The organism is Kitasatospora sp. NPDC096204, from assembly GCF_044763205.1.
Taxonomy (GTDB): domain Bacteria; phylum Actinomycetota; class Actinomycetes; order Streptomycetales; family Streptomycetaceae; genus Kitasatospora.
This window is the reverse complement of sequence record NZ_JBIWFT010000026.1, coordinates 1-24,360: the sequence shown is the minus strand read 5'-3', so window position 1 is coordinate 24,360 and position 24,360 is coordinate 1. Positions and strand designations below refer to the sequence as shown.

Sequence of the window (24,360 nt, the reverse complement as noted above, 5' to 3'; positions counted from 1 at the left end):
GCCGGTCCCCGGAGCGCCGCGGTCAGGGCATCAGCCAGGGCTGCTGCGGCAGCGGGTGGCCGGTCTCCAGGTAGGTCTTGAGGTTGGCGAGCACCGCCGACCAGCCCTGTTCGGCGTCGGCCCGCGCGGCCTCGTCGGCGAGGTCCTCGTGGATGACGGTGAGCCGGGTGAGGTCCTGCCAGCCCTGGATCTCGAAGGTGACCCGGGACGGCCAGCCGGCCCGGTCCTCCTGCGGCCCGGCCCAGGTGGTGACCAGCCGGTGCGGGCGGTCGACCGCCTCGACGGTGCCGATGACGTCGGCGATGCCGGAGCCGTCGGTCCGCTGGTGCTCCCAGGGCGCGCCGAGCAGCCAGGTGGAGACGTTGCGGTGGCCCCAGTAGAGGCCGGACTCGTCGGCGTTGGTGAGCGCGTGCCAGACCCGCTCGGGGGTGGCCCGCAGGTAGGTGATGCCGCGGTGGCTGAGGGCGGTCACGGCCTCACCCCTCGGCCGCGGCGAGCAGCGGCTGGATCTCGATCTTCTGCATCCGCAGCATGGCCGCGAAGACTCGGTCCGCCTTGGCCCGGTCCTCGCCCGCGACCAGGTCGAGCAGCACCCGGGGGGTGATCTGCCAGGAGAGGCCGTAGCGGTCCTTGAGCCAGCCGCACGGGCCCGGCTGACCGCCGTCGGCGGTGAGTGCCGCCCAGAGCGCGTCGACCTCCTGCTGGTCCTCGCACTCCACCTGGAGCGAGATCGCCTCGGTGAAGTGGAACTCGGGGCCCCCGTTGAGGGCCGTGTACTCGCGGCCGGCGAGTTCGAACTCGACGGTCATCACCGAGCCGGCCGGGCGGGGGCCGGCCTCGCCGTAGCGGGTGGTCCTGGTGATCCGGGAGTTCGGGAACAGGGAGGTGTAGAAGGCGGCGGCCTCTTCGGCCCGGTCGTCGAACCAGAGGACGGTGGTGATTCTCTGCATGCGCCCGACGGTAACGGCGGGGTCCGGTACGGCGGCCGAGCCACGGCCGGGGGTCACCGGATCGGCGCCCCCGGCCGGCCTCGCGTCAGTGCACCCAGCCCGCGTAGCGCTGGACGAAGCGCTGACCGGTGTGGGCGGTCACGACGACGTCGTAGCGGCCCTGCTTGTCCAGCGGCCAGGCCAGGTTGACCTGCTTGCCGGGCTTGACCCAGACGGTCTGCGCGGTGCCCGCGAAGTCGTTGGGCGCGGCGGTGAAGGCCACGTCGGTCATTCCGTCGTTGGCCACCTGCAGGGTGAGCTTGCGGTTGCCGCGCAGGTCGGCGGTGACGATCGGCACGCCGATGTCGTTCTGGCCGTCCTGACCGTCGCGCACCACGGTGCCGGCGAAGCGGCGGACGAAGCCGTCCGGGCCGTGCACGGTGAAGTCGTAGCGGCCGCCCGTGGCGGCGGCGTCCCAGACGTACCGGGCGGTGGCGCCGGGGGCGACGGTGTACGGGGTGCCGGCGAAGGGGAGCAGGATGTTCGGGTAGACGGTGTACGGGAACGCCACCGAGCCGTCGTTGCTCATCGTGCAGGTGGCCTTGCCGGTCCTCCGGTCCACCTCGACGTCGGCCCACGGCTGGTACGGCAGCGGGCGGTGCGGGCGTTCGCCGCGTTCCTGGACGGGCATCGCCTGGGCGCCGACCGCCGGCAGCGCGACGCCGGGCAGCTTGGTGCCCGCGTCGGCCCTGGCCATCAGCGCCTTGGTGTCGGGCAGTGCCGGGATCGAGTGCTCCGGGGCGGCGAAGTCGAAGCAGCTGGTGAGGTCTCCGCAGACGGCCCGGCGCCAGGCCGAGATGTTGGGCTCGGCCACCCCGGTGACCAGCTCCATGAAGCGCAGCACGGACGTGTGGTCGAAGACCTGGGAGTTGACCCAGCCGCCGCGCGACCAGGGCGAGACCACCCAGAGCGGCACCCGGTTGCCGAGGCCGATGGCCCGTCCCTGGGTGAACTCCTCGGGGGTGCCGGGCTCGGGGGTGGGCGGGACCATGTGGTCGAAGTAGCCGTCGTTCTCGTCGTACATCACCAGGAAGACGGTGTGCCGCCAGACCTCCGGGTTGGACGTCAGCGACTGCAGGGCCTGGTCGACCCAGTGCGCGCCGTAGGCCGGGCCGGCCTCCGGGTGCTCGGAGAACAGGTAGGGCGCGACCAGCCAGGAGACGGTCGGCAGGGTGCCGTCCTTGCAGTGGCGGTCGAAGTCGGCGGGGTCGAACTTCGTCATCGCGTTGACGTAACGCGGGTCGTCGTGCGGGAAGTTGTGGAACTGCTTGAAGTAGGAGAGCGCGTTGTCGTCGTAGTCGCCGGTGCGGTCGTCCTTGCTGGGGTTGTGGTAGACGCGCCAGCTGACGCCGGCCGCCTCCAGGCGCTCGGCGTAGGTGGTCCAGTCGGCGACGGGGTTGTCGGTGACCGGGGTGTTGTCGATCCACGGCCCCGTGGTGCCGTCGCGGCCGGGGCCGGCGGTGCCGGTCCACAGGTAGAGGCGGTTGGGGTCGGTCGGGCCGGCCAGCGAGGTGAAGTAGGCGTCGCAGACGGTGAACGCGTCGGCCAGGGCGTACTGGTAGGGGATGTCGTCCCGGGTGAAGTAGCCCATGGTGCGCTCGCCCTTGGCGGCGATCCACTTGTTCATGGCGCCGTTGTTGACGGCCTGGTGGCCGGTGGCCCAGTCGTGCGGGAGGCCGCCGGCGTTCTGAGCGTTGTACTTGGCGGTGTCCATCCGGTACGGCAGCATCACGCCGCCGTCGCTGCGCCGGCTGTCGGGCTGGCGGAAGACGTCGGTGCCGTCCGGGAACTGCAGCGCCTGCTTGTCGCCGAAGCCGCGCACGCCGGCCAGGGTGCCGAAGTAGTGGTCGAAGGAACGGTTCTCCTGCATCAGGACGACGACGTGCCTGACGTCCTTGATGGTGCCGGTGAGCGGGACGGCCGGCTTGGCACCGGTGGCGGGCGAGGGCGCCGGGGCGGCGGCGGCCTGGGTGGCCGTCAGGCCGGTCAGGGCGGTGGCGCCGGCGGCCGCGGTGGCGCCGACGAAGGTGCGGCGGGAGAGCTCGGGCATGACGAACTGGCCTCTCGGAGCTGGGAGTCGGGGAGCCTGGGAGCTCAGAGCTGGAAGGTGGCGACCGCGGCGGCGGTGTCGGAGGGCCACTCGTTGGCGGCGGCACCGGGCTCGGGCTGCGGCCAGTCGGCGACCAGGGTGTGCGCCTCGACCAGCTTCAGCGGGCCCGCGCACTGGACGTAGTCGGTCCGGTCCTGCGGCTCGGGGCGGTCGCCGCGCCGCTTGCGGGTGGGCGACCAGGTGTTGCCCGGGGCCTTGACCGGGTCGGGGCACTCCTCGCGGAAGGCGTCGGTCAGGCCCGCACCCTGGAGGGCCACCGTGACCGGCCAGGCGAGCGCGCCGATCCCCTGGTGGGCGGCGGCGGTGGCGGCCGTCCAGTCCCGGTGCGAGGGCGAGGAGAGCGCGCCGGCCAGCACCACCGGGATGCGCCGGGCGATGTCCGCGCGCACGGCGGCGGCCAGCGCCTCGGCCTGCTTCAGCCGCAGCGAGCCCTTCTCGGCGGCCAGCACCTCGGCGGCGGTCCGGCCGTCCTGGACGGCGTACGGGCCGTAGCCCGCCTCGTCGAGGTGGGCGGCCCAGAAGCGGACGCCGCGGCCGCCGGGCAGCCGCAGGGTGACCGCGGCGGCGGGCAGTTCGGCGGTCGGCGGGGTGACGTCGCCGAGCGGGTGGCGGCTGAGGATGCCGATGCTGCCCGGGCTCTGGTAGGCGTGCCAGCCGAGGGCGTCGGCCAGGGTCCCGGCCCGCTCCCCCGCGGTCTCCTGGAGGGCGAGCACGTCCAGGCCCTGGGCGAGGACCACGCGCAGCTGCTTCTCCAGCGCGTCGGTGTGGGCGGCGCCCGCGTCGTGCAGGTTCCAGCTCGCGGCCTTGAGGCGCGGTGCGACGGCCGGGTCGACCACCGGGACGAGGACGGTGACGGTGTCGGTGGAGCCCGTGCTGTCCTTGACACCCACGACCACCGGCTCGGGGGCCTTGCCGGGGGTGGCGGGGGCGGTTCCGGTGAGGAGGCCGTCGGCGCTGACGGAGGCCCAGGCCGGGCCGGCGACCTTGCGGAAGGTGGCGGAGCCGGCCGGGTTTCCGGCCGGGCGGGACCAGAGGCCGCCGAGCCGGACCGTCACGGCCGCGCCCGGGGCGACCGGCGTGGCAGTGAAGGAGTCGACGGCGGCGTGCGGGCGCACGACGGCGGGCTTGGGGCGGAAGGCGAACGGCTCGGTCCGGGCGAGGATGCCGTAGCCGTCCTTGGCGAGCAGGTAGGCGGTGTACGGGCCGCCGGTCAGCGCGGAGGTGTCGAGCTGGACGTCGCCCGCGGTGCCCGGGGTGTACTTCCACAGCAGCGAGCCGCCGTTGCCGGGCTGGCGGCCGCCGTCGTAGATGCCGACCCAGTTCTTGGCGTCGGGGGCGTCGGTGGTCCAGTGGAAGGTGAGCCGGTCGCCTTCGGTGGGGTTGCTGGAGGAGCTGAGCGTCAGGGCGCTGCCTGCGGCCACGGTTGTCCTGTCCGCCGCCCGGGGCCGGGGCCCGCCGGGGGACGGTGCGCCGGGGCCGGGTACGGCTGGTCACGGAGGCTGGGAGAGGGGAGCGCCGCAGTTGGCTGTACAACTGCGGGCGCCCTCATTCACCCGAAGGCCGGCGACCGGCGCGTGAACGACGCGTGACGGAGTGTCGGGCGGACCGGGAACTTCGGTGGGCGCGCCCGCGGGCGCCTCCGCGGGCATGCGGCGCGGGCATGCGGCGCGGGCATGCGGCGGGGGCTGTGGTGGACCGGTCCACCACAGCCCCCGCCGTTCCGTGCTCCCCGGGCGTGCGCCGCCGGTCAGGCCAGGGCGAGGAAGAGCTTCTCCAGCTCGGCCTCGCTCATCGGCGGGGCGTCCTCGTCGGCGGCGGCCATGCACTGGCGCATGCCGCTTGCGACGATCTTGAACCCGGCCCGGTCGAGCGCGCGCGAGACGGCGGCGAGCTGGGTGACCACGTCCTTGCAGTCCCGGCCCGCCTCGATCATCGCGATCACTCCGGCCAACTGGCCCTGCGCCCGGCGCAGCCGGTTCAGGACCGCGCCGACCGCCTCCTCGTCCACCTGCATGTCGGGGCCGCCTTTCACATCGACTGTCGATGGACAAGTGTACCCGGCGGGGTATTCATTCCCGGATGGCGGAAACCGTGCCCGCCCCGGGGGCTCCCGGGAGGAGAGGGGAGGGGAGCGGTGGTGGAGCGGGGCGGGGGCGGGCGGGGCGAGGGCGGGCGGGGCGAGGGCGGGCGGGGCGAGAGCGGGGCGGGGCGAGGGCGGGGCGGGTCGGGTCAGCGGCGGGCCAGGCGGCGCTCCCCGCCGGCGCCGGTCGCGTACGGAAGCTCGTAGTGCGCGAACACGGCGGGCTCGTCCTCGGCGGGCAGCACGTCGTCGGTGCCGATCGCCGGAGCCTGCTTGACGACGTTGCGCGGGTACGCCACCCGGAGGTAGTCCGGTCCGGCCACCGCCCCCTCCAGCGGGACGAACACCAGGCGGCGACGGCCGGCGAACCCGACCGCGACGGTCGCGAAGAACGGTTCGTCGCTGGCCGTCTCCACGTAGACCGACTCCAGCGAACCGATGCGGCGGCTCTTCTCGTCGACCACGGCGTGGCCGCGCCACTCCCGGATGTCCGCCATTGCGATGACCATGGCCCGACCTCCCGCCTCCGGCTCTTCCACGGCCCGGATCCCCCCATCCTCCGCCGGGAGTGGCGGGGGCGCACGACGGGCCCACGGGCCCGGCGCCGACCGTGTCGGCGGGTACGGCGGGTATGGCGGGTACGGCGGGTACGGCGGGTACGGCGGGGTGACCCGCAAGCGCTGTGGTCGTAGCGGTCCAGACCACCTTGAGCGGAGCGGGGCGCCCGATGAAGGATGGCGGTTCGAGCACGTCAGGAACGGCGGCTCCGGAAGGGCCGCATGATCGGGGAGGCAATGTGATCATCGCCCGCGAGGTGGAGTTCGACCGCGACGAGATGTTCGAGCTGTACGACGCGGTGGGGTGGGAAGGCTACACCGGCGACGTCGACAAGCTGATGCGCGGCCTGGCCAACTCCCATCTGGTCGTGACCGCGCGCGACGAGTCCGGGGAACTGCTCGGGCTGGCCCGCACCGTCTCGGACGACGAGGCGGTCTGCTACGTCCAGGACGTGCTGGTGCACCCGCGCCACCACCGGAAGGGCGTGGGGCGCGCACTGATGGAGCACCTGATGGACCGCTACGCCCACTGCCGGTTCTTCCTGCTCTCGACCGACCACGAGTCCACCCCGGAGGGCGTGCGGAACCACGCCTTCTACCGCTCGCTGGGCTTCCTCTCCTACGAGGAGAAGGAGATGTCCGCCTTCGGTCTCCCCCGCGTCCGGGCTCCGCGCCCGGGCGCGGAGCGGGCCGAGGCGCGACCGGGCCCGATCGCGGGCTGAGCCGGTCGCGCTCTGACCCGGTCCCCCAACGGCTCAGGCCCGGCTCCGGCGGCTCAGGCGGCTCAGGCCGGGCGGCCGGGCGGGACCAGGCCGGTCTGGTAGGCGATGGCGACGAGCTGGGCGCGGTCGCGGGCGTCGAGCTTGTTCATCGCCCGGTGGACATGGGTGCGGACGGTGAAGGGGCTGACGAACATCCGCTCGGCGATCTCCTCGTTGGTGAGGCCGGTGGCGGCCATCGACATCACCTCGCGCTCGCGGGCGGTGAGGACGGCGAGCCGCTCACTGGTCGGGGTTCCGGACGCCGGCTCCGGCTGGGCCAGGAACTGGTCGATCACCGCCCGGGTGGCGGCGGGCGAGAGCAGCGCCTCGCCCGCCGCCACGGTGCGGATCGCGGCGAGCAGTTCCTTGGGGTCGGCGCCCTTGCCGAGGAAGCCGCCGGCGCCCGCGCGCAGCGCCTGGGCCACGTAATCGTCGATCTCGAAGGTGGTGAGGATGAGCACCCGGGTGTCGGACAGCTCCTCGTCGCCGCAGATCTCGGCGGTGGCGCCGAGGCCGTCGACGCCGGGCATCCGGATGTCCATCAGCACGAGGTCGGGCTTGGTGGCCCGGGCGAGCGCGACGGCCTCCCGGCCGTCGGCGGCCTCGCCGACCACCTCCATGTCCTCCTCCGCGTCGATCAGCAGGCGGAAGGCACCGCGCAGCAGGGCCTGGTCGTCGGCGAGCAGTACCCGGATGGTCATGCGTGGTCCCTGTCCTCTCGAACGGCGCCGTCCGCTCGGGCGGCGCGCTCCTGTCCTACGGCTGGTGTCGGGTGCTCGGTCGTCCGGTGCTCGGTCGTCCGGTGCTCGGTCGTCGGATGGTCGCTACGGACGGTGCGTGCGGCCCGGGCGGCCCGGGCGACGTCCTCTGCGGTGAAGGCGCCCGCGGTCTCGGGGCCGTCGTCGCGGGCGCCGGTGCGCAGCGGCAGTTCGGCGGTGACCAGGAAGCCCCCGCCGGGCCGCCGGTCGGCGCTGAGCCGCCCGCCGACCGCGCCGGCCCGCTCGCGCATGCCGATCAGCCCGAAGCCGCTCCCACTGGGGGCCTGCCGGGGCGGGGACACGGCGCGGGGGCGGCCGGTGGCGGTCGGGCGTCCGTTGGCGACGCTGACCGAGACCCGGCTGCCGCTGTAGGCGAGGGTGATCTCGGCGTCGGCGCCGTGGGCGTGCTTGGCCACGTTGGTCAGCGACTCCTGGACGATCCGGAAGGCGGTGAGGTCGACGCCGGGCGACAGCGGGCGGGCCTCGCCCTCGACGGTGAGCCGCACCGGCAGTCCGGCCCGCTCGAAGGTGGTGATCAGCTCGGGCAGCCGGTCGAGGCCGGGGGTGGGCTCGAGCGGGGCGGGCTCCTCGGCGCGGCGCAGCAGGCCGACGGTGGCGCGCAGTTCCTGGAGGGCCGAGCCGGTGGCGTCGGTGATGTGGCTGAGCACCTCGCGGGCCTGGACGGGGTGGCTGTCCATGAGGTGGACGGCGATGCCGGCCTGGGCGTTGGCGAGGGCGATGTGGTGGGCGACGACGTCGTGCAGGTCGCGGGCGATCCTGATGCGCTCGTCGGCGACCCGCCGCCGGGCCTCCTCCTCGCGGGTCCGCTCGGCGCGTTCGGCGCGCTCCTCGATGGCCGCGAGGTGCGCGCGGCGGTTGCGGATGGAGTCGCCGAGGGCGCCGGGCAGCAGGGCCCAGGCCAGGACGCTGATCCGTTCGCCGAGCGGGCCACCTGAGCCGAACAGCAGGGAGATCCCGGTGAGCAGCACGGCGGTGATGATCGAAGCGCGCAGGGCGGTGGCTCGGTCGGTGCGGACGGCGAGGAAGTAGAGCGCGGCCAGCAGCGGGGTGGCGAGGGCCGGGCTGAGCCGGGGGCTGGTGAAGGTGAGCACCACGGTGCAGAGGAGCGTGACGGCAACCACCGCGCGCGGGTGGCGGCGATGGACGAACACGGCGGCGGCCGAGATCAGGGCGACGGAGCCGATGACCGGATCGAGCCCGGTGAAGCGGCCGCCGGTCTGGTCGATGGTGGCGCCGAGGGCGGTGACCGCGATCAGGGCCAGGCCGCCGGCGAAGTCGAGCAGCCGGAGGTGGTCGCGGCGCAGGCGCTGCCAGGTGTCGCTCATGGTCGTGGTCTCCGGGTCGGGGTGCCCTGGCCGCACCCTCGCCGGGCCACGCCAGTTCGCGCCGCGCCGGCCGCGGTGGGGGCGGCGGGCCGGGCAGGGGGCCTCCGCACGGGCGGTGGCCCCCGACAGCAACGGTAACGGTTGGAGTTCGAACCGGTGTCCGAGCCGGTCGGCGGCGGACCGGACGGTCGCCACCGAGGCCAGGCCCGGGGTGGTGCCCGGACCTGGCCTCGGTGCTGCCGGGCCAGGCCCGGACGGTACCGGCCTAGACGGTGACCGACTCCCGGGCCTGGGTCGGCTCGGGGGCGGCGGTCTCCAGCTTGCTGCCCTCGACGTCCACGTCCGGTATCAGCCGGTCGAGCCAGCGCGGCAGCCACCAGGCGCGGCGGCCGAGCAGGGCGAGGACGGCCGGGACGACGGTCATCCGGACGATGAAGGCGTCGAAGGCGACGGCCGCGGCGAGGCCCAGGCCCATCATCTTGATCATCGGCTCGCTCATCCCGATGAAGCCGGCGAAGACGGCGATCATGATGAACGCGGCGGCGGTGACCACCCGGGCGTTGTGCCGGAAGCCGGTGACGATGGCCTCGCCGGGCTCCTCACCGTGGACGAAGCCCTCGCGGATCCGGGTGACCAGGAACACCTCGTAGTCCATGGCGAGGCCGAAGACCACACCGATCATGAAGATCGGCATCATGCTCATCACCGGGCCGGTCTGCTCCACGCCGATCAGGTCGGCCAGCCAGCCCCACTGGAAGACCGCGACCACGGCGCCGAGCGCGGCGACCACGGAGAGCAGGAAGCCCAGGGCCGCCTTCAGCGGGACGAGGACGGAGCGGAAGACCACCATCAGCAGGATGACGGCCAGGCCGACGACCACGGCGAGGTAGGGCACCAGCGCGTCGGACATCTTCTGCGAGACGTCGATGTTCATCGCCGTGGTGCCGCTGACCAGGACCGTCGCCCCGGTGGCCGACTTGAGGCCGGCCGCGTCGTCACGGATGGCGTGCACGATGTCCTTGGTCTCGGCCTCGCTCGGGCCGGTCGCCGGGACGGCGTTGAGCAGGGCCGTGTCACCGGCCGGGTTGAACATCGGCGGCGTCACCGCGACGACCCCGGGCAGACCGGAGACCTTCTTGGCGACCTCGGCCGCGGCGGCCTTCGGGTCGGCGACGCCCTTGGCGTCCACCATGACCGTCAGCGGGCCGTTGAACCCGGGGCCGAAGCCCTCGGAGAGCAGGTCGTAGGCGCGGCGCTGGGTGGTGGAGGTGGGCTTGGACTCGTCGCCCGGCAGGCCGAGCCTGAGGTCGAGCGCGGGGGCGGCGAGCACGCCGAGGCCGATCACACCGCCGAGCAGCACCGCGAGCGGGCGGCGCAGGATGAAGCGGGCCCAGCGGGCACCGCCGTTCTCCTTCGCGCCCGAGGCCTCGCCCTGGTCCATACGGGCCTTGCGGACCTTGCGGGCCTTGCGGGGCAGCACCTTGCGGCCGAGGAAGCCGAGCAGCGCGGGGACCAGGGTGAGGGCGACCAGCACGGCTATGACGACCGTGCCGGCCGCGGCCATGCCCATCTTGGCCAGGATCGGGATGCCGACCACGGAGAGGCCGGCGAGCGCGATCACCACGGTGAGGCCGGCGAAGACCACCGCGGACCCGGCGGTGCCGACGGCCCGGCCCGCCGCCTCCTGGGGCGTGCGGCCCTCGGAGAGCTCGGCGCGGTAGCGGGAGACGATGAACACCGCGTAGTCGATGCCGACCGCGAGGCCGAGCATCATGGCGAGCGTGCCGGTGGTGGTGGAGAGCCCCAGCGTGCTGCCGAGCGCCGTGATCAACGCCATGCCGAGGCCGACGCCGATGACGGCGGTGAGCAGCGGCAGGCCGGCCGCGAGCAGTGAGCCGAAGGTGATCACCAGGACGACGGCGGACAGCGCCATGCCGATCGCCTCGCTGCTGCCGCCCGCCTCGGGCTTGGCCATCAGCGCGTTGCCGCCGATCTCGACCTTGAGCCCGGCGTCCCGGCCGTGCTGGGCGGCCTGCTCCAGGGCATCGGTGGCGCCCTTGGACACCTCACCCGCCTTGGCGGAGTAGGTGACCGTGGCGTACGCGGTGGTGCCGTCCGAGGAGACGGCGCCCTGCATCCTGAACGGGTTCACCGCACCGGTGACCTGCTCGGAGTGGGCGACCTCGTCGACCGTCCGCTCGACCACCTGCTGGTTGGGTGCGGCGGTGATCTTCTGGCCGGAGGGGGCGACGAACACCAGGCGCGCCGATGCCCCGTCGGCGTGCCCGCCGGGGAAGCGCTCGTTCATCAGGTCGAAGGCCTTCTGCGCTTCCGTGCCGGGCATCGCGAAGCCGTCGTCGGGTGCGGCGGGCGCCTTGGCCGCCAGGACCCCGACGGCGGCCAGCACGGCGACCCACAGGAAGGTCACCAGGCGGCGCCGGACGAAGGTCCATCGGCCCAGACGGTAGAGGAACGTGGCCACGGGAGAGCGGACTCCTTCGGATGCGGTTCTCGGGAACGGGACGTGCCGCGGCCGGCCGGGATGTCCTGGTGGACGCGGTCCGCCGAAGCATGACCAATCCTTGATCGCCGACCCCTGCTCCGTCGTCGTCCCTGCGCAGGCCGTTTGCGTACTGCGGACGCAGTAGTGCCCTCCCCCGCACGGAGGAGCGCACGCCCCGCACCGGAAGCAGCGTCCGGACCTGCGGCGGAAGCAGATTCGGTTACCCGTGCGGGCCGCGACGGCGGGCCGCGGACCGGTGGGCGAAGTAGCGTGATGTGCCTGACCCGTCCGCTGACATGCGGTTCGGGAGGATCCGACCCGATCGGTGCTGCTTTCGCAGCCCGCCGCCGGAGGTGCCCCATGGGCGTTCCAGCCGCCCGCATCGTGTTCGACGAGAGCGACCGCGCGGCGGTCGCCGAAGCGGTGACCGAGATGCTCACCACCGGCGCGCTCACCCTCGGGCCGTGGACCGAGCGCTTCGAACAGGCCTTCGCCGCCGAGCACGGCGCCTCGCACGCCGTCGCGGTGAGCAGCGGCACGGCGGCGCTGGAGGTGATCCTGCGCGCCATCGACGTCCGGGGCCGCGACGTGGTCGTCCCCGCCGTCACTTTCTACGCGACCGCCGGCGCGGTGGTGCACGCGGGCGGCCGTCCGGTCTTCGCCGACGTCGACCCGGCCACCCTCGCGCTCTCCCCCGAGACCCTGGAGGCGGCGCTCACCCCGGAGAGCGCCGCCGTCGTCCTGGTGCACATCGGCGGACTGGTCGGCCCGCAGGTCCACGCCGTGCGCGCGCTCTGCGACCGGCGCGGCATCCCGCTGGTCGAGGACGCCGCGCACGCCCACGGCAGCAGCTTCGACGGCCGCGCCGCCGGCACCTTCGGCCTGGCCGGGGCCTTCTCCTTCTACCCGACCAAGGTCACCACCAGCGGCGAGGGCGGGATGATCCTCACCGAGTCGCCGGAGCTGCGGGACTCGGCCCGGATCCACCGGGACCAGGGGAAGGGGTCCTTCACCACCAACCACCACGTGGAGCTCGGCTACTCCTGGCGGATGAGCGAGCCGCACGCCGCGATCGGTACGGTGCACCTGCGCCGGCTGAAGGAGTTCATCGAGACCCGCCGGGCCGTCGCCCGCCGCTACGACGCCGCGCTGGCCGGGCTGGACGGCCTCGACCCGGTGCTCGAACCGCCCGGCTGCCGCGGCAACTACTACAAGTACGTGGCGCTGCTGCCGTCGGGGGTGGACCGCGCGGAGTTCAAGCGGGCGCTGGCCGAGGAGCACGGGGTGCGGCTGTCCGGCGAGGTCTACGACCTGCCGCTGCACCTCCAGCCGGTGCTCGCCCCGTACCGGCGCGGGCCGCTGCCGGTGGCCGAGGACGTCTGCGCCCGGCAGGTCTGCCTGCCGGTGCACTCCGACATGACCGAGGACGAGACGGAGCAGGTGGTCGACGCCGTCTCCGCGGTGTACCGGCGACTGGCCGGATAGCCGGAGCGAAGGGAGCAAGATCGTGCGGATAGCCGTCACCGGGGGCTGCGGGTTCATCGGCTCACACGTCGTGGACCACCTGATCGCGGCTGGCCACGAGGTCCTCGCGGTGGACACCACCGACAAGTACCTCAACCCGGACGCCGAGCACGCCCGGCTCGACGTCCTCGACCTCGAGGCCCTCACCGCGGCCCTGGCCGGCAGCGAGGTGGTCTACCACCTGGCCGCCATGGCCGACGTCGAGCAGGTGTCCGCCGACCCGGTCCGCGCGGTGCGGACCAACATCGACGGCACCGAGGCCGTCCTGGAGGCCGCCCGGCGCGGCGGCCTGAGCCGGATCGTGCTGGCGAGCACCGTCTGGGTCTACGGCGCCGCCCTCACCGACGGGCAACTCGACGGCGGGGAGCAGGAGTTGGACGAACACGTGCCGATCGAGCTGGAGCACAGCGGCCATCTGTACGTGGCCACCAAGCTGGCCGCCGAGATGCTGGTGCACAGCTACCGGGAGCTCTACGGGCAGCACTTCACCATCCTGCGCTACGGCATCCCGTACGGCCCCCGGATGCGGGACGAGCTGGTCGTCGCCCGGTTCGTCCAGGCCGCGCTGGCCGGGCGGCCGATCACCATCGCCGGGGACGGCCGGCAGAGCCGCAACTTCGTCTACGTCGAGGACCTCGCCGACGCCCACGTCCGGGCCCTGTCCCCCGCCGCCGAGGACCAGACCTTCGCGCTGGAGGGCTCGACGGCCGTCTCGGTGCGGGACATCGCCGACACCGTGGACGGCCTGCTGGGGCCCGTCAGCATCGAGCACATCGACGGGCGCAAGGCCGACTACGCGGGGCGGCGGATCTCCTCGGCGCAGGCCAAGCGGCTGCTGGGCTGGTCGCCGCACACCAACTTCACCGACGGGGTGCGGCGGTACGCGGACTGGTACCGGGCCGCCGTCGGCTCGGCCGCCGGCGCCTGACGGGGCCGCCCGATGCCGCACGCCCTGCTGGTCTCCGGCTCGCTCGGGCAGGGCCACGACGTGATGGCGCAGGCCTGCGCGGACACCCTGCGGGACCGCGGCTGGACCACCCGCACCGTCGACGCCATGGCGCTGCTCGGGCAGCGCTCGGGCGCGGCCGGGGAGGCCGTGTTCCGCCGGCTGCTCGACCTGCCCGGGGTGTACGACGCCTTCCACTTCTCGGCGTTGCGGCCCGGCGCCCGGCTCGCCCTGCTCGCCGACGCGGCGGCCCGGACCCGGCTGGTCCCTGCGCTGCGGGAGCTGATCGCGGCGCAGCGGCCGCAGCTGGTGGTCTCGGTGTTCGCCACCGCGACCTCGGCCGTCAACCGGCTGCTGCGGCAGGCCCCGGAGCGGGAGTTCCGGCACTTCGTGTTCTGCACCGACGTGACGCCGCACCGGCTCTGGGTGCAGGAGGGGACGGACCTGTTCCTGGTCACCTCGGAGGTCGCCGCGTGCGCGGTGCGGCGGTACCGGCCGGACGCCGACATCGCGGTCGTCCCGGCGCCGCTGCGGCAGCCGTTCTACCGGCCGCCGGAACGGGCCGCGGCGCGTGCCGAGTTGGGCGTGCCGGCGGGCGCCGCGTGCGTGCTGCTGATGTCCGGTTCCTGGGGGCTCGGCCCGCTCGCCCGCACCGCCGCCTCGCTGGCCGCCGCCGGGCCGCACGTGCTCGCGGTGGCCGGGCGCAACCCGGAACTGGAGCGCCGGCTGCGGGCCGCCGCGCGCCGGGAGCCCCGGCTGCACCCCTTCGGCTACACCGACCGCGTCCCCGCCCTGATGGCCGCCGCCGACCTGGTGGTCACCAGTTCCGGCGACACCTGCAGCGAGGCCAGGGCACTGGGCCGGCGGCTGCTGCTCCTCGACGTGGTGCAGGGGCACGGACGCGACAACCTCCAGCACGAGCTGGAACTCGGCCACGCCGACGTCGCCACCGCCCACCCCGCCGAGGTGGTCCGCAACGCCCTCGCCGCCCTCCGCCGCCCCGAGCCCGCGCCGTCCGCCGGCGCGACCCCGGCGGCCTGGCAGGCGGGGTTCGGGGCGGCGCTGCGGCGGGTCGGGCTGGGGTAGCCGCGGGTCCGGTGCGCGCCGCCGCCGCCCGAGCCGGTGACCCGCCCGTCACCGCCGGCGGCCCCCGCCCGGGGGCGGGACGAGGTGGTCGCGGAGGGGGCCGAGGGTGAGGTGGTGGGTGCGGCAGTGGGCGGCGATCAGGGGGAGGGCGGCGAGGGTGGCGCGCCAGGAGTCGGGGGCGGAGGTGCAGTCGGAGTCGTGCAGCAGGAGGGTGGCGCCGGTGGTGAGGCCGGGGCGGGCGGTCGCGTGGACGGACTCGCCGGTGGCCCGCGCCGTCCAGTCGCGACCCCAGGCCGTCCACAGCACGCTGCGCAGGCCGAGCCGGCGTGCGGCGAGGGCCGGACCGGCGGTCAGGACCCCGTACGGCGGGCGGTACCAGAGCGGACGGGCGCCGCAGAGTTCGGTCACGGCCTCGGTGGCGCGGCGCAGTTCGCGCAGGTCACGGGCGGGGGCCGGGTACCACTGCTGCCGGTGGTACCAGCCGTGGACGGCCACCTCGTGGCCGCGCAGCACCAGTTCGCGGCCGAGCGCGGGGGCGCGCTCCAGCATCGCGCCGAGCAGGAAGAAGGTGGCGCGGGCGCCGAGTGCGTCCAGCGCGTCGAGGACGTACGGGGTGCTGCGCGGGTCGGGCCCGTCGTCGAAGGTCAGGGCCACGTGGCCGGGCGCGGTGCCGTGGCCGGCGGTGCGGCGGGCGAGGGTGCGGCGCAGCGGCGGCAGGCGCACGGCGGCCGGGGCCAGGTGCAGGAACTCGATCCCGGCGGCGGCGGCGAGGGCCGTGGCGGCGACGGTGGCCGGGCGGTGCCCGGCGGCGGCGCTCACCCGAAGCGCGAGGCCATCCGGCGGAACACGCCCGGGGCCACGCCGTGGACGCGGGCCGGGAAGCCGAGCCAGTGCGGGACGTAGAGCCGGTCCCGCTCGGTGGTGATGGTCGCGACCACGACGTCCGCGACCCGCTCCGCCGGGACCGGGCGGGGCCGCTCGCGCTGGTAGGGGGTGCCGCGCCGGTCGAAGAACGGGGTGTCGACCGCCCCGGGCAGGACCAGGCGCACCCCCACCCCGGTGCCGCGCAGCTCGTACCAGAGGCTCTCCGCGAACATCGTCAGCCCGCCCTTGGTGGCGGCGTACCCCGACTCGTCGCGCACGCCGACCTGGCCGGCCATCGAGCCGATCAGCACGATCCGGCCGTGGCGGCGCTCCAGCATCCCGGGCAGCAGCAGGCGGACCAGGCGCAGCGGGGCGGCGAGGTTGACCTCGATCATCCGGTCCAGGGTGTCGGAGGGCGTCTGGGCGTACGGGCCGCGCCAGCCCAGGCCGGCGCTCGCGATCAGGGCGTCCACCCGGCCGGTCTCGGCCAGGGCGGCCTCGGCGAGGCGGGCCGGGCCGTCCGGTTTGCTCAGGTCCTCGGGCAGGGCGCGGCCGCCGGTGCGCTCGGCGAGTTCGTCGAGCCGGGGGCGGTCGGTGCCGGAGAGCAGGGTGTGCCAGCCGGTGTCGGCCAGGCGGGTGGCGGTGGCGCGGCCGATGCCGGAGGAGGCTCCGGTGATCAGCGCGACGGGGCGGCCGGTCGGGTCCGTCGGGTCCGTGTGACCCTTCGGAACCGACCGCCGGGGTCGGGAGTGGGGCTCCTCCGCCATCGGGCACCTGCCGCTCTCTGGCCGTGTCGCCGTCCGTTTTGTCCGGCAAGTCACCTTCGCATGGCGGAGCCGTCCGGGCTACCGGGGCGGGACGGCGGGCTCGGCCCCCGGTGCCGGGCGGACAGCTCGGCGGACTCGCCCTCCAGCTCGCCGAAGCGGGAGAGCACGATGGTGCCGCCCACCGCCACCGCGAAGCCCGTCAGCGCGCACCATTCGAACCCGGGGCGCGCGGCGTCGCCGAGCGCCGTCACCCCGACCAGTGCCGGCCCGAAGGTCTCGGTGACCGTCCCGGCGGCGGTCGCGGCCGTCACGGTGCCGCGCTGCAGCGCCAGGGCGTAGGCGAGGTAGCCGCCGAGGCCGCCGACGACGAGGGCGTAGGCGGCCGGGTCGGTGAGGACGGCGAGCGGACCGGAGACGTCCAGGACCCGCACCGCCAGGCTGGTCACCCCGAAGCCGACCCCGGCGAGCAGCCCCAGGCCGGCCGCGGCCGCGTTGCCCTGCCGGCGCACCAGGACCAGGGTGGCGAGCACCATGACGGCGGTTGTGGCGAGCAGCGCCCAGTGGAAGGCGGGCGCGGCGTGGTCGCGGCCCTCCCGGCCGGAGCCGAGCGCCAGCAGGGTCAGGCCGACGACCACGGCGACGATGGCCGCGATGTCACTCCGGCGCAGCCGCGCGCCGAGCAGCCAGACGGCGGCCACGGCGGTGACGGCCAGACCGGAGTTGGTGACGGCCTGGACGAGGAAGAGCGGCAGGGTGCGCAGGGCGACGATGCTCAGCACGAAGCCGACGATGTCCAGCAGTGTGCCGAGGATGAACTGCCAGGACCGCACCAGCGCGGACAGCAGGCCCGCCCGCACCCGGTCGGCGCGCGGGGCGGACCGCGCCCCGCGCGCCTGGAAGACCGCCCCGAAGCCGAAGCAGACGGTCGCGACCAGCGCGGTGGTGAGCCCTAGCAGCATGCCTCTCCCCGCCTCGCGGGCCAGCATCGTCCCTCACCAGTCTGGGCCCGGCGGGACGGGGCCGCACGGGTGGGACGAACGGGGTGACGGGCATCGGCGGTATGAGCCCCGTACGCCGCGTGAACCGGATGGGAGGCGTGACGGGGGCGACTGTTCCAGCCGCCGGGGCGGGCCGCGGGGGACGCCCGGTCAGCCGAGCGCCCCCGCGAGCAGCGTGGCCGCCCGGGCGACCAGCGGCTCGTCCATCGGCGCCTCCTGGTCCGCGGGCTTGGTGGTGAGCACCGCGAGCAGGACGGGGGCGCCCGCCGGGGTCCAGGCGATGCCGACGTCGTTGGTGGTGCCGTGCTTGCCGGTGCCGGTCTTGTCGCCGAGGGCCCAGTCCGCGGGGAGGCCCGCGCGGAAGCGGCGAACGCTGGTGGTGTTGCCCAGCAGCCAGGCGGTGATCTGCTCCCGCTTGGCCGGCGGCAGGGCGTCGCCGAGCGCGAGCCGGCCGTAGGTGGCGGCGATGGCCTGCGGGGTGGTGATGTCGGTGCGGCGGTCGGGCTCGGCGCTGTTGAGTTCCGGCTCCCAGCGGTCCAGACGGGTGACCCGGTCGCCGATCGAGCGGGCGAAGTCGGTGACCGCGGTCGGTCCGCCGAGTTCGCGCAGCAGCAGGTTGGCCGCGGTGTTGTCGCTGTACTCGATGGCGGCGGCGCACAGCTCGGCGACGGTCATGCCGTTCGCCAGGTTCTCGTCCTTGCTCGTGATGAACCCGCCGTCGGACCGCACGAGGTCGGCGGCGGTGTACCGGATCCGCTTGGCGAGGAACTCGCCGTCGCGGTCGAGGTCCCGCAGCACGGCGGCGACGGCGACGGTCTTGAAGACCGAGCAGATCGGGAACAGCTCGTCCGCGCGGAAGCGGACGGTCCGGCCGGTGACCAGGTTGCGGCCGTAGACGCCGAGGCGGCCGGAGTGCTCCTGTTCGAGGGCGGCGAGGGCCCGGTGGAGTCCTGGATCGGCGGCGCGGTCGGCGGCCGGGCCGGTCCCCGTGGCCGCGAGGGCCGGTCCGCCGCTCGCGGCGACGGCGACGGCCGCTCCCAGGCCGAGGCCGAGGACGGCGCGGCGGCTGTGACGGTTCTGCGAAGGCTGCGGGTGCATGCTCCTCCTCCGATCGAATGGCGCGGCGTGAGCCGCCTTCTCGGGAGGGGGACGCGGTTCGGGTGTCGATGGTTCGTCAGCAACACGAATTCGCAGGGGATTTCACGGTCGGACGGCGACCCCCGCGTACAGCGAGACCTCCTCGGCGGCACCGGGAACCTCGCCGGGCGCCGGCCGCCACTCGGCGACGGGCACGAGCCCCGGCTCGAGGAGGGTCCAGCCGTCGAAGAAGCGGGCGATCTCCGACCGGACGCGGGCCTGGGCCGCGGTGCCGGCGGCCTCGTAGATCCTGGTCAGCGTGGCGATGTCCGCGGGCGCGAACTCCGGGCTGACGTGGGTCACCACCAGGGCGCTGCCGGGGGCGAGGGCGGACTTGAGGTGCTCGACCAGCCCGTACGCGCCGTGGCCGTCGGGGACGAAGTGGAGCAGGGCGTTCAGGGAGAGCGCCACCGGGCGGGACAGGTCGAGGGTCTCCCGCAGGCCGGGGGCGGCGAGCAGCCGCGCCGGGTCGGTGGCATCGGCCTCGACGTAGGCGGTGCGCCCCTCGGGGGTGCCGGCGAGCAGGGCCTGGGCGTGCGAGAGCACGATCGGGTCGTTGTCGGCGTAGACCACCCGGGCGTCGGGCCGGACGCCCTGGGCGACCTCGTGCAGGTTGGGCGAGGTCGGGATGCCGGTCCCGATGTCGAGGAACTGGTCGAAGCCGGCCTCGGCGAGCGCTCGGGTCGAGCGCTGCATGAAGGCCCGGTTGACGCGGGCGGCGGCGCGTAGCCAGGGCGCGACGGCGAGGGCGTGGCCGGCGGCCTCGCGGTCGGCGGCGAAGTTGGTGAACCCGCCGAGGAAGTAGTCGTACATCCGGGCCGAGTGCGGGACGTTGAGCCGCAGGTCCACCCCGTCGTAGAGGCCCATCGCGGTCTCCCTCCGGCTTGTCTTCCGTTTCCGCTTCCGACCGGTCCCCGCCGCCCACGATAGGCGCGGACCGTCCGGTTTCGGACGTCTTCGAGCGTTTCAACCAACCACCGACTCCCATGAGATGACAATCTGTATTCGGATTGCAGCCTGGAGTGACGAGCCTGATGGAATGAGGATGGGCGCAGACAACCCGACCCTCGGGTGGCCCCGGCGAACAGCCGACGGCCACGGAAAGCAGGCTCGATGACGATCGACAGGAGTGCCCCGGAGCACGGGCACGGCGGCGGAACGGCCGTGTCGTACCTCCACGGGTCCGAGCCGGAACCGACGGCCACCGCCGACACCGCAACCCGCTCCGAGGCCGAACTCCGCCTGGGCCTCCCGTACGTGGCCTTCTGCGAGACGCACGAACCGGCCTGGCGCGCCCTCGCCATGACCCGCATAGGCAACCGGGCCGACGCGGCACTGGTGGTCGCGGCGGTGAAGTCCGACCTGGCCCGCTGCTGGCCGCAGGTGCTGCGGTTCGAGGAACCGGCCGCGTACGCCTGGCGGTTGGCCAACCGGCACGTCTCGGACTGGGTGGCCGTCGAGGAGCCGGTCGAGGTGGAGGCGGTCACCTTCGCCGCGGTGATCGGCGCCTTCAAGCAGGTCGCGAAGGGGCTGCTGAGCAGCGAGGCGGACGAGGTGCGGCTGTACGCGGCGATCCTCGAACTGCCGGACCGGCAGCGGGACGTGGTGATCCTGCGGTACCTGCTCGGCCTGCACGTCAAGGTGATCGCGGCGTACCTGGGGCGGCCGGTGGCGACCGTGCACTCCAACCTCCGGCATGCCCGGGAGCGGCTGGCCCGCCGGCTCGGGGTGGGCGAACTCCCGGACGGTGGCGGCGAACTGTGACGACCGGACCCGAGGAGGCGGCCCCGGCCGGCGCGGATCCGGCCGGCGCGGATCCGGCCGACGGCGTGCGCCCGGTGTTCCGCGTCCCGCGGCCCGAACGCGCCCATGCGGAGCGGATCGCCGCCGTACGCCGGGCCCGGCTCACGGCCGCGCCCGCCCACCTGCCGTCGGAGCACGAGCAGGCCGCCTTCGAACTCGGCCTGGTGGTGGCCCTGGTGCTGGGCGCGCCGGACGCCTCGCGCGGCCTCGACCTGCTGGTGAACGCGCGCCGGATCGAGCCGGAGGGGGCCGAGGTGTTCGGCGCGCTGCTGTACGCCACCGGCAAGGAGGAGGGCGCCGAGTTCTGGTGGCGCTTCGCGGCCGGCTCGGGCAGCGGGACGGCCGCGTACTGCCTGCACCTGCACCACCTGATGCTCGGCGAGACCGACGACGCCGACTATTGGCGGGCCTGGTCGGACCAGCTGGCGACGGCCGAACGACCGCCCGGGCCGCGGGTGTTGCGGATGAACCGGCCGCTGCTGCCGGACGACGTGCGGCGGGACATCCTCTCCCGGGTGCACCGGGGGCTGGCGCCGCAGCTGCCGCCGGCGCTGGTCGCGGTGATCGACCGGCTGCCGGTGCAGGACGGCGACGAGGAGGAGGTGCCGAACCCGTGGGGTCTCACCTCGGGGGCGACCTCCGCGTGCTCCTGGGAGGACCTTCCGTGGGGGGCGGTGGATGATCACGACGCCCCGTGGGGGTGAGCAGCCCACGGGCTGCCGTGATCATCCCTTCAGGTGAGCGCGGAGAGCCTGGCGGCCACCGCCGGGTCGCGCCCGCTCCCCGCCCGCGTCCGCTCCCCCACCGGGGTGGTGTGCCGGACGACGTAGTGGTGCGGCGCCATCGCGGTGTCCCGGCCGGCCAGGGCGGCGACCACGGCGCGGTGGGCCTCGGCCGGGCCGAACGACGGGTCGGCGGCGGTCATCTCGGCCACCAACCGACCTTCGCCGAAGGACAGTCGGTGCTCCCCGAGCGCGGCGTGCAGGAGCTCACGGACGGCCGCGAGATCGATCCAGGAGCCGTCGACCAGCCGCCAGTCGCCGCCGCGGTCGGCCCCCGGCGAGCCGAGGGCGGCGGGCAGGTCGGCGAGCAGGACCGGGCCCTCGGCGGCGGCCGCGAGCAGGGCCGGCAGCGCCCTCGCGAAGCCCTCGGCCTCCTCGGGATCGAGCACCTGGCGGCAGCTGACCAGGGCGAAGTCCAGACTGCCGGCGATCCGCAGGATGGTGAACATCAGCCGGACCGGCAGCGGCGGGGCGGGCAGCACGGTGAGCTCGGGGTCGGCGGGCGGGGGCGGCCGGGTGTCGGCGACGGCGGGCGGGATGGTGAGGCTCAGGTCGTTCACGACCACCTGGCGGGCGAACCGGGCTCCGCGCAGGTGGGCCGCGTCGTCCACCAGCCGCCAGACCTCCTCGGCGTTCAGGGTGCTGTGCCAGTAGGCCCTCAGCGAGGCGGACTTGGCGCGGCCGATCAGCTGGTCGAGGTCGGCCGCACCGGTGTCGAGCAGGATCAGCGCGTCCTGCGCGAGGGTGCCCACGTGGTCGATCAGGGCGGCGCGTTGACGGTTGGCGGACAGCGCCGAGAGCACCACCTCGGAGCGGCCGGCTCGGTGCGCGACCAGCGCGGCGAAGACGGCGAGCAGGACGACCGACGGGCTGGCGCTGGTGCGCCGGCAGACCGCGGCGAGGTGGTCGGCGGCGGTGCGCGAGCGGACCAGCAGGGCGCCGTGGTCGCGGGGCGGGCCACTGATCCGCTGGTCCGCGAAGACGCCCACCGGGCCCGCGGTCAGGATCCGGGCCCAGTGCCGCAGGGCGGCCGCGGACCTGCGACGGCCCTGGACGCTCTGCTCCGCGACGGCGATCTGCCGCGGGGTCGACGCGGTGACCGGCGGCAGCTCCTGCCCGGCGGCGAGGGCGTACCAGTCCTGCGTCAGCACCACGACGGCGGCGCCGTCGGCGCCGGCGTGGCAGACCACGGCGACCAGCCGTAGCAGCCGCTCACCCGCGGCGATCAGGGTGAACCGAGCCCTCGGCGCCCGTTCGAGGTCCACCGGGACGGTGACGTCGGACCGTCCCGACTCAAGGGCCAGCACGTCCAGTTCGGCCTCGGAGCGGCCGCCGGCCTCGACCACGGAGACGGTGAACCGGCCACTCGGATGCACAACCTGGCGGTCCGGGAAGCCGTCCGGACCCGGGCCCGCCGGAAAGGAGGTCCGCAACGACTCGTGCCGCTCGACCAGCAGGCGCAGGGCGACCAGCCCGGAGGGGACCGAGGTGCCGTCGGGCACGGGCCAGACGGAGTCCTTGTTGATCGACTCGGGGGAGCCGGCCCGGATGCAGCGGATCATGTTGTCCTGGCCGCGGGTGAGCGGGCCGGATCCGCCGCTCTCGGCGGCGTACCGGACGGTGACCCGCCTGGCGGCCGGTGTCGCGCCGCCCGGTGTCGCGCCGGGTGACGCCGGATCGCGTCCTGGACGGCCGTACGGTGTCACGTCAATTACCCTTCCACTCACGACAGTTGACCTGGACAGGCGATTCCCCGAGAGCCGCGACGGCAGCCCGGAACGGCTCCGCGACGGGAACGTCGCAGAGCACGGACGGCCCGGTGCCGAGCCCGCCCGGGTCGGCCACCGGCACCGGCGAAGGCCCGGCCACGGGCACGCCGAAGGACTGCACGAGCCGCCCGCCGTACGCCTTGACGCAGGCCTCACGGCGGCACCACAGCGTGGTGAACCGCGCCGCCCGCTCGGCCGGTTCGACGGGCTCGGCGACGAACCGCGCCTCCTCGAACGGGAACCAGCGCGCGGCCATCCGCTCGGCCGTACGCGGATGGTGGAGCCGTTCGACGTCGACGCCGACCGCCCGACCCTCGGCGAGGGCCAGCACCGCGACGGCCCCCGAGGCCGACCAGCTGACCCGCAGCCCACCGGCCTCGGCGGGCTCGGGCTTGCCGTGCGGCCCGTACCGCCAGACCAGTTCGGCCGGGCGCGCGCCGAGTCGGGCGGCGACCAGCTGCCGGACGGCTCCGCGCGCCACGGTGAAGCGGTCGCCCGGTCCCGGGCCCATCCGCGCCGCCCGGGCCCGTTCGTCCGGGTCGAGCAACTCCCCCAACTCCGCTGCCAAAGCTGCTGATTGACGCGTGTCGATCAGCCAGAGGTCGATCGTCGTCACGGCAGGACCAGCGTGCTGAGCACATCGAGCCGCCGGTCGTACCCGGCCAGCAGGGCGGGCCGGCCCTGCGCCCGCCACCGCGGCAGCTGCTCGGCGAGCTCCGCCCACAGCCCGGTGAACGGCTGGGCCGACGGGGGCCCCTCCGCGCCGAAGCCGCCGGAACCACCGGAGCTGCCGGAGCCGCCGAAGCCGGAACCGCTGGAACCGCCGAAGCCCTCAAGGCCGTCCGGGCCACCGAAGCCGGGGCCGAGCAGCAGCGCCGCCCCTGGGCCCAGTCGCTCGGCCTCGGCCCGGACCGTCTCCGCCGGCGCGGCCGCACCCCGGGTCTGCCGGACGACCAGGCCCTCGCCCGGAGCCTCCTCGCAGACCAGCACCACCACCGCGTGCCGCTCCGGCAACGGCACCGGCCCGGGCGGTTCGTAGTGCAGCGCGCTCTGCTCGGCGAGCACCACCACGGCCCGGCGGCAGGTGCCGGTGCGCTGGTGGCCGGCGGCCAGCCGCAGCGCGGTGAAGGCCGCCGCGCCGCCCTGGTCGCAGACCGCGAAGGCGAGCGGGCAGCCCGGCACGGACCGGCTGAGCGCCAGCGAGGACGGTGCTCCGGGCCGGACGTCCGGGGTGTCGAAGGCCAGGATCAGCAGGTCCGCCGGCTCGTCCTCGGCGAGCGCCTCGCGCAGCGGGCCCGCGGCCAGTTCCTCGTAGGAGTGGCCGACGCCCGCGCTCAGCAGGTCCTCTCGCAGCGGCAGGCCGTACGGGCGGACGAGGTCGGAGACGAAGACCCGCAGGTCCGGGTCGAGCGAGGTCTCCGAGCGGCCGTCGAAGCGGCGGGCCAGCGCCCGGGTGATCCGCAGGCCGGTGGGGCCGGGGGCCACCCGGATGCTCCTATGGAAGTCAAGCGGCTTCAATGAGGTCACTTTGCGTGGTTTGCGGGGCTGTGTCGGGAGTGCGGATCGACCGCAGTAGGACG

23 protein-coding genes are annotated in these 24,360 nt (G+C 74.8%); 6 read left to right on the top strand and 17 right to left on the bottom strand.

Features of this window, described 5'->3' with window-relative positions; genetic code table 11:
• Positions 1 to 22 precede the first annotated feature (22 nt).
• From ACIQ87_RS25935 to ACIQ87_RS25910, 6 genes are all read right to left on the bottom strand, one after another.
• Entirely contained in the window at positions 23 to 472 is a 450-nt protein-coding gene (locus ACIQ87_RS25935) for an SRPBCC domain-containing protein (protein WP_402410567.1), read from the bottom strand.
• Between the two features lie 4 nt (positions 473 to 476).
• Entirely contained in the window at positions 477 to 950 is a 474-nt protein-coding gene (locus ACIQ87_RS25930; RefSeq protein ID WP_402410564.1) for a VOC family protein, read from the bottom strand.
• Between the two features lie 85 nt (positions 951 to 1,035).
• Positions 1,036 to 3,039, bottom strand: coding sequence for a phosphocholine-specific phospholipase C (locus tag ACIQ87_RS25925; RefSeq protein ID WP_402410561.1), 2,004 nt, complete (start codon positions 3,037 to 3,039; stop codon positions 1,036 to 1,038).
• Between the two features lie 44 nt (positions 3,040 to 3,083).
• Positions 3,084 to 4,520 (bottom strand): endonuclease/exonuclease/phosphatase family protein, encoded by a 1,437-nt coding sequence (locus tag ACIQ87_RS25920; RefSeq protein ID WP_402410559.1) that lies wholly within the window; start codon positions 4,518 to 4,520, stop codon positions 3,084 to 3,086.
• Between the two features lie 326 nt (positions 4,521 to 4,846).
• Positions 4,847 to 5,113, bottom strand: a complete 267-nt coding sequence (locus ACIQ87_RS25915) for a metal-sensitive transcriptional regulator (protein ID WP_392877763.1) — start codon at positions 5,111 to 5,113, stop codon at positions 4,847 to 4,849.
• Positions 5,114 to 5,328: 215 nt separating this feature from the next.
• Positions 5,329 to 5,688 (bottom strand): PRC-barrel domain-containing protein, encoded by a 360-nt coding sequence (locus tag ACIQ87_RS25910; RefSeq protein WP_402410556.1) that lies wholly within the window; start codon positions 5,686 to 5,688, stop codon positions 5,329 to 5,331.
• 287 nt (positions 5,689 to 5,975) lie between these two features.
• Here ACIQ87_RS25910 and ACIQ87_RS25905 point away from each other — a divergent pair, with 287 nt between their 5' ends.
• Entirely contained in the window at positions 5,976 to 6,458 is a 483-nt protein-coding gene (locus ACIQ87_RS25905; protein ID WP_402410554.1) for a GNAT family N-acetyltransferase, read from the top strand.
• A 62-nt stretch (positions 6,459 to 6,520) separates the two neighbouring features.
• Here the strand turns inward: ACIQ87_RS25905 and ACIQ87_RS25900 are convergent, their stop codons facing one another.
• From ACIQ87_RS25900 to ACIQ87_RS25890, 3 genes are all read right to left on the bottom strand, one after another.
• Complete coding sequence (locus tag ACIQ87_RS25900; RefSeq protein ID WP_402410551.1) at positions 6,521 to 7,198, bottom strand: response regulator; 678 nt, start codon at positions 7,196 to 7,198, stop codon at positions 6,521 to 6,523.
• Entirely contained in the window at positions 7,195 to 8,601 is a 1,407-nt protein-coding gene (locus ACIQ87_RS25895) for a sensor histidine kinase (RefSeq protein WP_402410548.1), read from the bottom strand. Before ACIQ87_RS25895 ends, ACIQ87_RS25900 begins: the two co-directional genes overlap by 4 nt.
• Before the next feature lie 265 nt (positions 8,602 to 8,866).
• On the bottom strand, positions 8,867 to 11,083 hold the full coding sequence (locus ACIQ87_RS25890) for an MMPL family transporter (protein WP_402410545.1): 2,217 nt from the start codon (positions 11,081 to 11,083) through the stop codon (positions 8,867 to 8,869).
• 381 nt (positions 11,084 to 11,464) lie between these two features.
• Here ACIQ87_RS25890 and ACIQ87_RS25885 point away from each other — a divergent pair, with 381 nt between their 5' ends.
• The 3 genes from ACIQ87_RS25885 to ACIQ87_RS25875 are packed head-to-tail and all read left to right on the top strand — an operon-like array spanning position 11,465 to position 14,660.
• Complete coding sequence (locus ACIQ87_RS25885; protein ID WP_402410543.1) at positions 11,465 to 12,589, top strand: DegT/DnrJ/EryC1/StrS family aminotransferase; 1,125 nt, start codon at positions 11,465 to 11,467, stop codon at positions 12,587 to 12,589.
• A 22-nt stretch (positions 12,590 to 12,611) separates the two neighbouring features.
• Positions 12,612 to 13,556, top strand: coding sequence for an NAD-dependent epimerase/dehydratase family protein (locus ACIQ87_RS25880; RefSeq protein ID WP_402410541.1), 945 nt, complete (start codon positions 12,612 to 12,614; stop codon positions 13,554 to 13,556).
• A 12-nt stretch (positions 13,557 to 13,568) separates the two neighbouring features.
• Positions 13,569 to 14,660, top strand: a complete 1,092-nt coding sequence (locus tag ACIQ87_RS25875) for a hypothetical protein (RefSeq protein ID WP_402410540.1) — start codon at positions 13,569 to 13,571, stop codon at positions 14,658 to 14,660.
• A gap of 48 nt (positions 14,661 to 14,708) precedes the next feature.
• Here ACIQ87_RS25875 and ACIQ87_RS25870 read toward each other — a convergent pair whose 3' ends face one another.
• From ACIQ87_RS25870 to ACIQ87_RS25850, 5 genes are all read right to left on the bottom strand, one after another.
• Complete coding sequence (locus ACIQ87_RS25870; protein ID WP_402410538.1) at positions 14,709 to 15,479, bottom strand: polysaccharide deacetylase family protein; 771 nt, start codon at positions 15,477 to 15,479, stop codon at positions 14,709 to 14,711.
• Positions 15,476 to 16,291, bottom strand: a complete 816-nt coding sequence (locus tag ACIQ87_RS25865; protein ID WP_402410537.1) for an SDR family NAD(P)-dependent oxidoreductase — start codon at positions 16,289 to 16,291, stop codon at positions 15,476 to 15,478. The genes ACIQ87_RS25870 and ACIQ87_RS25865 overlap by 4 nt, the downstream gene beginning before the upstream one ends.
• Before the next feature lie 50 nt (positions 16,292 to 16,341).
• Positions 16,342 to 17,250 (bottom strand): hypothetical protein, encoded by a 909-nt coding sequence (locus tag ACIQ87_RS25860; RefSeq protein WP_402410535.1) that lies wholly within the window; start codon positions 17,248 to 17,250, stop codon positions 16,342 to 16,344.
• A gap of 189 nt (positions 17,251 to 17,439) precedes the next feature.
• Positions 17,440 to 18,387 carry a class A beta-lactamase gene (bla, locus tag ACIQ87_RS25855; RefSeq protein ID WP_402410533.1) on the bottom strand — a complete coding sequence of 316 codons (948 nt, stop codon included), beginning with the start codon at positions 18,385 to 18,387 and terminating at the stop codon, positions 17,440 to 17,442.
• 102 nt (positions 18,388 to 18,489) lie between these two features.
• The gene (locus ACIQ87_RS25850; protein WP_402410531.1) at positions 18,490 to 19,293 is read right to left on the bottom strand and encodes an SAM-dependent methyltransferase; all 804 of its coding nucleotides are present in this window, start codon (positions 19,291 to 19,293) and stop codon (positions 18,490 to 18,492) included.
• Between the two features lie 246 nt (positions 19,294 to 19,539).
• On the opposite strand from ACIQ87_RS25850, the gene ACIQ87_RS25845 reads away from it, so the two are divergent.
• Both ACIQ87_RS25845 and ACIQ87_RS25840 read left to right on the top strand, forming a co-directional pair.
• Entirely contained in the window at positions 19,540 to 20,190 is a 651-nt protein-coding gene (locus tag ACIQ87_RS25845) for an RNA polymerase sigma factor (RefSeq protein ID WP_402410530.1), read from the top strand.
• Positions 20,187 to 20,933: a hypothetical protein gene (locus tag ACIQ87_RS25840; protein WP_402410528.1), complete on the top strand. Its 747-nt coding sequence runs from the start codon at positions 20,187 to 20,189 to the stop codon at positions 20,931 to 20,933. The genes ACIQ87_RS25845 and ACIQ87_RS25840 overlap by 4 nt, the downstream gene beginning before the upstream one ends.
• 29 nt (positions 20,934 to 20,962) lie before the next feature.
• On the opposite strand, the gene ACIQ87_RS25835 is transcribed toward ACIQ87_RS25840, so the two are convergent.
• From ACIQ87_RS25835 to ACIQ87_RS25825, 3 genes are read right to left on the bottom strand one after another with little or no spacing between them, the layout of a single operon-like run.
• Positions 20,963 to 22,717 (bottom strand): condensation domain-containing protein, encoded by a 1,755-nt coding sequence (locus ACIQ87_RS25835; protein ID WP_402410526.1) that lies wholly within the window; start codon positions 22,715 to 22,717, stop codon positions 20,963 to 20,965.
• A gap of 1 nt (position 22,718) precedes the next feature.
• Complete coding sequence (locus ACIQ87_RS25830; protein WP_402410524.1) at positions 22,719 to 23,396, bottom strand: 4'-phosphopantetheinyl transferase family protein; 678 nt, start codon at positions 23,394 to 23,396, stop codon at positions 22,719 to 22,721.
• Positions 23,393 to 24,298 carry a hypothetical protein gene (locus ACIQ87_RS25825; protein WP_402410523.1) on the bottom strand — a complete coding sequence of 302 codons (906 nt, stop codon included), beginning with the start codon at positions 24,296 to 24,298 and terminating at the stop codon, positions 23,393 to 23,395. Before ACIQ87_RS25825 ends, ACIQ87_RS25830 begins: the two co-directional genes overlap by 4 nt.
• Between the last annotated feature and the right edge of the window lie 62 nt (positions 24,299 to 24,360).